Annotated in this window: 9 protein-coding genes; 5 read left to right on the top strand and 4 right to left on the bottom strand. The window is 53.3% G+C overall.

The genetic code is table 11. The features are described from left to right. The first annotated feature begins 181 nt into the window (after window positions 1–181). Window positions 182–574 (top strand): antitoxin Xre-like helix-turn-helix domain-containing protein, encoded by a 393-nt coding sequence (locus tag PM2_RS27445; RefSeq protein WP_028700012.1) that lies wholly within the window; start codon window positions 182–184, stop codon window positions 572–574. A 53-nt stretch (window positions 575–627) separates the two neighbouring features. On the opposite strand, the gene PM2_RS27440 is transcribed toward PM2_RS27445, so the two are convergent. The 3 genes from PM2_RS27440 to PM2_RS27430 all read right to left on the bottom strand — a co-directional run bounded on the left by PM2_RS27440 (window position 628) and on the right by PM2_RS27430 (window position 1,743). Beyond that, window positions 628–864: a hypothetical protein gene (locus PM2_RS27440; RefSeq protein ID WP_028700013.1), complete on the bottom strand. Its 237-nt coding sequence runs from the start codon at window positions 862–864 to the stop codon at window positions 628–630. A 130-nt stretch (window positions 865–994) separates the two neighbouring features. Then, on the bottom strand, window positions 995–1,279 hold the full coding sequence (locus PM2_RS27435; protein WP_028700014.1) for a helix-turn-helix domain-containing protein: 285 nt from the start codon (window positions 1,277–1,279) through the stop codon (window positions 995–997). Window positions 1,280–1,416: 137 nt separating this feature from the next. Further along, the gene (locus tag PM2_RS27430) at window positions 1,417–1,743 is read right to left on the bottom strand and encodes a type II toxin-antitoxin system RelE/ParE family toxin (protein ID WP_028700015.1); all 327 of its coding nucleotides are present in this window, start codon (window positions 1,741–1,743) and stop codon (window positions 1,417–1,419) included. 562 nt (window positions 1,744–2,305) lie between these two features. Here PM2_RS27430 and PM2_RS31830 point away from each other — a divergent pair. From PM2_RS31830 to PM2_RS27415, 4 genes are all read left to right on the top strand, one after another. Beyond that, on the top strand, window positions 2,306–2,440 hold the full coding sequence (locus tag PM2_RS31830) for a hypothetical protein (RefSeq protein ID WP_267882285.1): 135 nt from the start codon (window positions 2,306–2,308) through the stop codon (window positions 2,438–2,440). Between the two features lie 160 nt (window positions 2,441–2,600). Further along, the gene (locus tag PM2_RS27425; protein ID WP_028700016.1) at window positions 2,601–3,278 is read left to right on the top strand and encodes a DNA adenine methylase; all 678 of its coding nucleotides are present in this window, start codon (window positions 2,601–2,603) and stop codon (window positions 3,276–3,278) included. A 111-nt stretch (window positions 3,279–3,389) separates the two neighbouring features. Further along, on the top strand, window positions 3,390–4,379 hold the full coding sequence (locus PM2_RS27420) for an AAA family ATPase (protein WP_028700017.1): 990 nt from the start codon (window positions 3,390–3,392) through the stop codon (window positions 4,377–4,379). Window positions 4,380–4,396: 17 nt separating this feature from the next. Continuing rightward, window positions 4,397–6,892: a S8 family peptidase gene (locus PM2_RS27415; protein ID WP_489146390.1), complete on the top strand. Its 2,496-nt coding sequence runs from the start codon at window positions 4,397–4,399 to the stop codon at window positions 6,890–6,892. A gap of 68 nt (window positions 6,893–6,960) precedes the next feature. On the opposite strand, the gene PM2_RS27410 is transcribed toward PM2_RS27415, so the two are convergent. After that, entirely contained in the window at window positions 6,961–8,457 is a 1,497-nt protein-coding gene (locus tag PM2_RS27410) for a TnsD family Tn7-like transposition protein (protein WP_028700019.1), read from the bottom strand. Window positions 8,458–8,470 lie beyond the last annotated feature (13 nt).

Genomic DNA, 8,470 nt, shown 5'->3' with positions numbered 1-8,470 from the left:
CCCTAGCAGAGAGGTTGATTAGTCCCCTCATAGACGCTGCGCACCCTCGACGGTAAGGATGCACGACCACCTGTTTAACCAGGCGTGCCCATGGATCGCACGTCCACCGTTACGCAGACAATTCCATCCGTAACGGATGCATCAGCGTTAAACTACCTCATAGGTTTGGAGGAGGTACACGATGAACGGCGAGCATTTGTCCAAGGAGCGGTCCTCGATCGGCCTGAAGGTAGCGCTGCGGATCATTAACGCTTGGCAAGCTACCCCTCAACAAGCATGCAGGATTCTTCGCATTTCCCGATCGACCTACCGTCGTGTTTCTCAAGGCCGAACGGCTGGTCGGAGACTCGATCTGGACCAGCTGCAGCGAATCGGCTTCGTACTCGGCATACACGCATCGCTGAGGACAGTCTTCAGCAATCAGTCCAATGTCCATGGCTTTCCGAATTGCACGAATGACAATGATTTCTTTGAGGGCCGAACGCCTTTGGAAGTCATGTCCCAAGGCAACCTGATATCGATTTATGAAACCTACAAGCGCATTGAGCTATTGAAGACACTTGGCCAGCGCTGATGAGGTAGGTTTAAAAAATCCAAGCCGGGTTGCCTGGGAGCGGCATCAACCAGTTACAGCTCTTGCAGCACCAACTCACATTGAGTCAGCGGCTCGCCAGGAGGATCATCCCGAGTGATAGTCAGGCCATCAAGCCTCCCCCCGGGCTTGCCGTTGTAGTGGAACACATCACCTTCAAACCAACCGATAGCGCTACCAGACTCGTAATAGAGCCCTTTCCGAACCTCACCCAGCTTGATGCCTTCTGGGTCGATCAGATCATAGCTGGCTAGCGGGTCAAATTTACTCATGGATTAAGCTCCTTGATGATGGCCAAGGTGACGTACCAAGGCACAATGCAAAACCGTTGAAAAAATATCGCGGGGCTTAAAAGCAAAAGGGCCAGCCACCAGGCTAGCCCCATGCTGATCGCTGCCTAGATCAGGCGGTTTTCTTCCTTACAACGAAATCAATTTCCAGATCTGCGTTGGCCGAGAGAATCACCAGGGCATCCAGGGAAAATTTGTCGATTTTCCCGTTCAGCAGCTCACTCAAACGCGGTTGAGTAACGTGCAGCTGTCGAGCCGCGTCCTTCTGCGGAAGGTCCCACGACTTAACCGTCTTGGTCAGGACACGCATCAGTTGTGACCGCAGCCGAAGGTTCACGGCTTCTTCTGGCGAATCAACCAACGCATCCCACACAGAGGCAGAGCGTTCGTTTGCCATCGTTAACACCTCTAGTACATCGATAGTTTGGTAGCAATCTGTCGAGTTAACTGTAGGCAGACCGTACCCCTGCACTAGCGCGTGAGGGGTCAGTCGTCAGTCCCCCTCATCTGCTAGAAATGGGGGATAGCACTCCATCAGTCCAGCAAACTGAACCTGGCTTTCGCCAGATCAAGATCGCGCTTTTCCGTCTTTTCAGTGGTCTTACGGAACGCATGCAGGACGTAAACAGCCTCCGGCTTGCTCACCACATAAAACACGCGAAAAGCCCCGTCTTTACATTTGATACGGATTTCCCGCACCCCTTGCCCAACCGATTCCATCGGTTTCCAGTCGGCAGGTTCTTCACCTTCTTGGATCAATTCCAGCTGATAACCAGCGCGCTGTCGCGCCACCGGCGGAAAGTCCCGCAAATCTTCCTTACTGCTGCCCAACCATTCGATTGGCTTCTGTTCGACCGGCATTTGTCACACTCCTACATCGTCTGTGACGACGCGCAAATTGGTGCCTACTCATGGGGGCTGTCCTCGCTGTCCTACCGAATGCTGGCTCTACCCTTGGCATAGCTGCCTCGGGACCGGCCTAAAAAGAATTTCAAGTTATATCGATATCGATATAGGGTCAAGTCATACGCACAAAAATATTCTGAAACCGAGATAGACCAAGATCGTTGTGCCTGTCGTACGCCTGGAGCTGGACCGAAGGCATCGGACCAGTAGCCTCAAGACGGTCTGGCCCCTAATGAATCAGTTCTCCAAACCATCCACCTCCAGAAGCCCTGGACTCCTAAAAAAGGGGGGCAAGGACATCACGTTTGTGTCATCACGAGAGGCTGAAAACCCTGAGATGCCCGCTCTCTATCAACCTGAAGTCGAGCTTACACTGCACCTGGCCCAATGGAGCTAAGGGGCACACCCGGCTAACTGCCGGGTGCGCTATTTCAGTTACCAGCGTGCGTAGACAACGTTTTGGCCCGTCGAACAGAACGCGACGCCACAGACTGGAAAAGGCTGAGGACGAACTGCTTTGCTGATCGATTTCTTCTGGCCGGAACGTACCTTTGAGGGATTACCTTTAGTTGACGGTTTGAGTTTCGCTGGTGCGTTTTTTTTGCGTTTGGTGCTGCTTGGGGACTTGCGACGTTTAGCGGTAGGCATGTGACTGCTCTCCAATTTAGTGAGTTTCGAGGTCGATGCAGCATGGCCTCACCGCTAAATTAGGATTCGCAGAAAAATCAGAACGCCTGCTTTGAAGCCTGCGGTTTCTGGCCGTCGGGCGACTAACGATTGACATCATCGCCATTTCTGACGATGCTTAGGCCATGAAATATCCAGGCGGAAAAGGCAAGTGCTACCAGCGCTTGATCAACCTGATGCCACCGCATCAGACGTACATCGAATCGCACCTCGGCGGGGGTGCAGTCATGCGCAACAAAAAGGCCGCACAGCGAAATATCGGGCTGGAAATCGACCCGGTCGTCATTGAGCAATGGCGTGCTGAGCAGCTGGGCTTGTGTGAATTGCATCAAGTGGATGCTGTCACTTTTTTGGAAAGCTTTCCTTTCACAGGAAATGAGCTGGTGTATGTTGACCCCCCGTATGTTCCCGAAACCCGTCGTCGGGCTAAGGTGTATCGGTGCGACTACACCTACGCTGATCACCAAAGGCTGTTGGATTGCCTGGTCTCGCTACCATGCAAGGTCATGCTGTCAGGCTACGACAACGAGCTGTACAACAGCGTGCTCTGTGGGTGGCGTAAGGTGCAGTTCTCCGCCAAAACGCATACGGGTGTACGGAAGGAAGTGGTCTGGATGAATTTTGATACTCCAGACCGACTGCACGATTGCCGTTACCGTGGCGAAACATTTAGAGAGCGGCAGAACATCCAACGTCGCCAGGCTCGCCTACGCTCTCGGATCGACGATATGGATGCAATGGAGCGATCAGAGCTGCTGCAGTGGATGCAGGAAAATTACGGAAATGCCGGCGAAGCCGCCTGACAAAGGCATCCGCAATTTTCCAAAGAGTGACCAACGGCTTCGTCTGGAAGACGTAGGTAAGGAAGACCTAAGGTCACAACGTTTACAACACTGAATTCGAGGTAACAGATCATGGCCAGCGGCGAGCAACTCAAAGCACTCGTGCGTTCTCACATCAAAGGGGATGACAGCCATTTCCTTGCTGTGGCCATGCAGATGGCGGCGCACGAGGCGAAGCAGGGTCACGGTAAGCTCGCCCAGGATCTGCGCACGCTAATCGACTCCGCTCAGTCCAAACGGACCCAGCTTCCGCCATCTAGCCCAGTCCCCATAGGTTTGCCGCGAGGCGAACTGAGCAATCTGCTGGCGGTGGGAACGGCCAGCACTCGCCTTTCCGAAATGGTCCTCGACGAAAACACCCAGCAGCGTCTGGCACGGATCATTAGCGAGCAGCGCAATTTCGAAAAGATTCGCGCTCATGGTCTATCTCCACGCCGAAAGTTGCTACTCGTAGGGCCACCAGGCACAGGCAAGACGATGACTGCGTCCGCGCTGGCTGGCGAGCTGGGCATTCCTCTCTATGTCGTGCGCCTTGATAGCCTGATCACAAAATTCATGGGTGAAACGGCAGCCAAGCTTCGCCAGGTTTTCGATGCGATACGAGATACGCGCGCCATCTACTTTTTCGATGAGTTCGACTCAATTGGCTCCCAGCGAGGACTGGCCAATGACGTTGGTGAAATTCGTCGGGTGCTGAACAGCTTTCTTCAGATGATTGAGCAGGATCAATCCAACAGCTTGATCCTCGCAGCGACCAACCATCCCGAAATTCTCGACTACGCCTTGTTCCGCCGCTTTGATGATGTTATCGAATACGGGCTTCCCAATAGAGACCAAATCGAGGCAGCTCTCAAAAGCCGCCTGGCCAATTTTTCGAAGTCGTTCAATAGCTGGCAGTCGCTTACTGAGGCGGCAGATGGTTTGAGCTACGCGGAATTGGCAAAGGCTGCGGATGACGCGATCAAAGACGCAATCATCAACGATCGTGCCTCGATAGAAGCTAGGGACGTGGAAAGGCACCTTGGGGAGCGTAAAGCCTTCCACCAACGAAAACGTATATGAGCCGGTAGAGCTTATCAATGACGGAACATAACGCAGGACAGCGCCCACACTTTCACTTCAAGGAAACAGGGAAGGCAGAAAGATTCCAATCCACGGCATCGCCCACTCGTGACCCCAAGTATCCAGCCCGCGACAGGCGAGGCCATGCGACTTTGCTGTTAACCCAGCTTGGTCGAGCCCGAGAGCAAATGACCCATGCTATCGCATCCCAGCGCCAAGCGGGGCAAGAAAGGGGGTTCGGCTTACAGCTTGAGTTCATCAGTGAGCCAGGCTTCGAACTGGCATTTGAAGGCCTTGCACGCGGCCCGCAGAAGATCGAGTTGCTCAACGTGCGATACGATGAAGCAACGAAAACAAATTTCGCCACTGTCTTCGTACCCGATGGGAAACTCAGCGCCTTCGAGAGCCTGGTTAACCAATACCTTCAGAGCGACACGAAAAAGGGGCTTCCTAGAAACACTCTGCTGTTGAACCCCATCCTGGAGATCCGGATTGCCACCTTCGATGCGCTGTGGACTGACGACCCGGCGATACTGCCAGCAAATAGCGCAGAAGAGATTTGGTGGGAGTTCTGGTTGCCGGTTCGTGACGACCAGGCAGCTGTGATCCAACGCTTCAAAACCGTTGCGGAAGCGCTGGGCTTCAAGACTTCAGAGCATCTGCTAACGTTCCCGGAACGCTCAGTGATTAACGTCTTCGGCTCGAAGGCAGCGATCATGGCCTCGATGGCATTACTCAACGAGGTCGCTGAAATTCGTCGAGCCAAAGAGACAGCTGAGTTCTTCGACGCGCTGCCTCCGACCGAGCAAGCCGAATGGGCTGAGGAATTGGCAGGTCGCGTTAATGTGGCTGGCGACAATAACCTTCGAGTCTGCCTACTCGATACAGGTGTGAATCCAGGCCACCCGCTCCTTTCAGCCCACATCGACATCACTGATCTACACTCGGTGGACGCCGCATGGGGAGTGGATGACACAGTGGGCCACGGTACTGGGCTTGCGGGTGTCGCGTTGTATGGTGATTTGGTCGGGCCTCTTTCATCGGGCGGACCAGTCTCGGTTTCTCACCGAGTAGAGTCAGTAAAGCTGCTGCAGGCTGCTCATGGTTCTCCAGGTGAACCATACGGGTCCCTCACCATGCGAGCTGTGGCTTACCCGGAGATCAAAGGTCCCGATAAGCAGCGAATCTTCAGCATGGCCATCACCAGCATTGATGACCGCGACCGTGGAAGACCGTCAGCATGGTCCGCTTCCGTCGACATGCTCACAGCTGACTATTTTGGGAATCGGGCAAACCCTCGCTTGATGATCGTTTCTGCAGGCAATGCTAAGTCAACCGAATACCTCAATTATCCCCACAGCAACCTCACCGACGGCATTCACGACCCAGGACAGTCGTGGAACGCAATCTGTGTTGGGGCTTACACCTTAAAAGATCGGCTGGACCCACCGTCCGCGACTTCCCAACCGCTGGCCGCTCACGGTGGACTGAGCCCATACAGCACAACATCTCGAAGCTGGACACGTACACCATGGCCGCTGAAACCAGATGTCGTCTTCGAAGGTGGTAACCTGGTGCGTGATGTCCATGGGGCGTTTGGGCACACATCGCTATCGCTGCTTACAACCTCGCACACCCCAACCAAACGCCTGTTTTCGACTACCTGGGCTACAAGCGCCGCGTCGGCACTCGCGGCAAGAATGGCAGCGCAGATATCAGCTGCCTATCCTGGACTGTGGCCGGAGACAGTCCGAGCGCTCATGGTGCACTCTGCTGAGTGGACCCCTCAGATGAAAGCGGATTTCTTAACGGGCACCACAAAGGCCGACTACGAAGGTCTCGTCCGTACCTGTGGTTTCGGGGTGCCGGATCTGGGGCGGGCGATCTGGAGTGCGGCAGATTCGCTGACGCTGATCGTGGAAGACAAACTTAGACCCTTTGGGCGTCAAGGCACCAACCCGGCAACTGCTAGGGACATGCACCTTCACCAGTTGCCCTGGCCTAAGCAATCGCTCATCGATCTGGGAGATGCTGAGGTCGAAATGCGGGTCACCCTCTCCTACTTTATCGAGCCCAACCCAGGAGTAGTTGAACGTGGCGTCAGCGGACGCTACCGGTATGAATCACACGGCCTTAGATTTGAAGTGAGCCGCGATAGCGAAGACGTGACTTCATTCCGTCAACGCATCAACAAAAAGGCGCGCGATGAAGATGATGGAATACCGTACGTAGGTAGCGCATCAGATGATAGATGGAGGATCGGTGTACGGGGTCGGCATCGTGGTTCCTTGCACTCAGACATCTGGCATGGACCTGCCTCTGCATTGGCCGGTCTCGGACTGCTGGGGGTCTACCCGGCTCCGGGATGGTGGAAAACCCTGGTGAAAAAGAATCGCTACAACGAAGACGTTCGGTATAGCTTGGTGGTCTCGATCAAGACTCAGCAAACCGATGTGGACCTCTACAACGCAGTGTCTACAGAGATTGCTAACCGTAACGTGATTGTCACCTGACTCCGTCAAGGAAGCCCAGTAACCGCTGGGCTTCCTTGGAGCATCCGGTTCTTTTGACCGCAATGACCTCACGAGATATCAACAACCGGTCGGCTGGCCTGGATGATATCCGTCAGCTCGCTGTCTTCGAATTTCCGCAGCCTGATACCGGCCTGCCTCACCACGAGGCTTGGCTGAAGCGACATCGGGTAAGGCAAGGTCCTTACGGCCCACGTCAGCTTACGAATTTGGAAGTCGTGTTCACTTTCAACGACTCGACTCAATACTTGAGCACTGTGGGGAAGCTTGGAAATACACCGAAGCATCATAAACCCATTCTGAATGGCCCGAGCAAGGGACGATCTGGTTACCTTGATCGGCTTTAGCTCAGTCGTGAGCAGGTCGTCGCTAGTTTTAAGAATTGAATTGGTAAACACATAGTCTCTCAGAGCCCAATCTACTCGTGAATGGCTACTGCTACTGTTTTTTAAGCCTCTCAAATTTTTAATTAACCAATTACGATCATTGCGATATAGCCAAAAATAGCCCGTCCGATCATGGCACCTAATTTTGGTGTCTTTCAAATACGCAATCCGATGATCACGTATGGACTGTGAGGGCGGTACGTAATCGGTTTTTTTCGTGACTTTCTTAAAGCTTGCCGCCAACGTAAGCTCTGAATGTATAAAGCTCCGAATAGAGTCCAAATTTTTCTGCATGAGCCAGAGAAAGAAAAAGTAACTGAAAGGCTGGACAATTTTACCCCTAGGACGAAGAAGTCTAATTATCCAGTCCGAGCTTTTAACCAGTTCAGCGAATTCGCCTACAGGAGGACAGAGTGCTAGCTGCAGCATCATCTGCTTCGCGATTGACTGTTCACACAATCGAGCTCTTCTAATCAGTCCCTGTTCTTCTAGACAGTGCCTAATGAACCCACGCTCGATGAGTATCTTGACCTGGTCGGGGTTGGCTAACCCCCACTGCTGTAGCTTGGCGACTTCGACTGCCGGGCCAAACCCAGAACACTCGGATATAGGAGTACCAATACCTTCTGCAGGGAGAAGCATGCGGCGCCAATCTCCAGCCCCATCAGAAACCTGAGGCATCAACCAACGTTCATGAAGCGGACATGCGCAAACACCTGGAAGCATATGTATGCGATGCCAATATGCAACACCATGATTGAGATTGTCTGCGAGAACGCAATCTTTACAGTAACGAAATGAAGCGTGCTTCAAAAAACCCGAGGCGGTGAGGCCTAGCCTCAATTTGATACCTGTACCCCAGTTTCCTTCCATGCCAGATACCACAGCGGTAAAAGCATGCTCGCTCGCAAAAGGCCGATAAATAGGCAGTAGAGTATTTTCCTCGATCAGTTCCTCAGCAGTGAACAACCCCCACAATCGCTGGACTAAAGCATCGATGCCGCAGGGAAATATTGATCCACAGGTGCGAGAGTAAAAACCAAAAAGCTCTGCACTGGTCCGCCGATAGCTATCATTGCAAAGCGTTCTATGATACCTAACTGCCAGGCTGTACAACGTTTCGTCGGGTAATGGAGTAGGAAATGATAGTAATCGTTCCATGTGATTGCTCCAT

It is taken from the genome of Pseudomonas monteilii NBRC 103158 = DSM 14164, assembly GCF_000730605.1.
Lineage (GTDB): Bacteria > Pseudomonadota > Gammaproteobacteria > Pseudomonadales > Pseudomonadaceae > Aquipseudomonas > Aquipseudomonas monteilii.
The sequence above is the reverse complement of the archived record's forward strand: the minus strand, read 5'-3'. Positions and strand labels throughout refer to the sequence as shown.

Bases quoted from the DNA above. Each gene is read 5' to 3' on its own strand.
- PM2_RS27440 (WP_028700013.1), bottom strand. From the start codon at position 864: ATGAGTAAATTTGACCCGCTAGCCAGCTATGATCTGATCGACCCAGAA.
- PM2_RS27415 (WP_489146390.1), top strand. From the start codon at position 4,397: ATGACGGAACATAACGCAGGACAGCGCCCACACTTTCACTTCAAGGAA.
- PM2_RS27445 (WP_028700012.1), top strand. From the start codon at position 182: ATGAACGGCGAGCATTTGTCCAAGGAGCGGTCCTCGATCGGCCTGAAG.
- PM2_RS27435 (WP_028700014.1), bottom strand. From the start codon at position 1,279: ATGGCAAACGAACGCTCTGCCTCTGTGTGGGATGCGTTGGTTGATTCG.
- PM2_RS27425 (WP_028700016.1), top strand. From the start codon at position 2,601: ATGAAATATCCAGGCGGAAAAGGCAAGTGCTACCAGCGCTTGATCAAC.
- PM2_RS27420 (WP_028700017.1), top strand. From the start codon at position 3,390: ATGGCCAGCGGCGAGCAACTCAAAGCACTCGTGCGTTCTCACATCAAA.
- PM2_RS27410 (WP_028700019.1), bottom strand. From the start codon at position 8,457: ATGGAACGATTACTATCATTTCCTACTCCATTACCCGACGAAACGTTG.
- PM2_RS27430 (WP_028700015.1), bottom strand. From the start codon at position 1,743: ATGCCGGTCGAACAGAAGCCAATCGAATGGTTGGGCAGCAGTAAGGAA.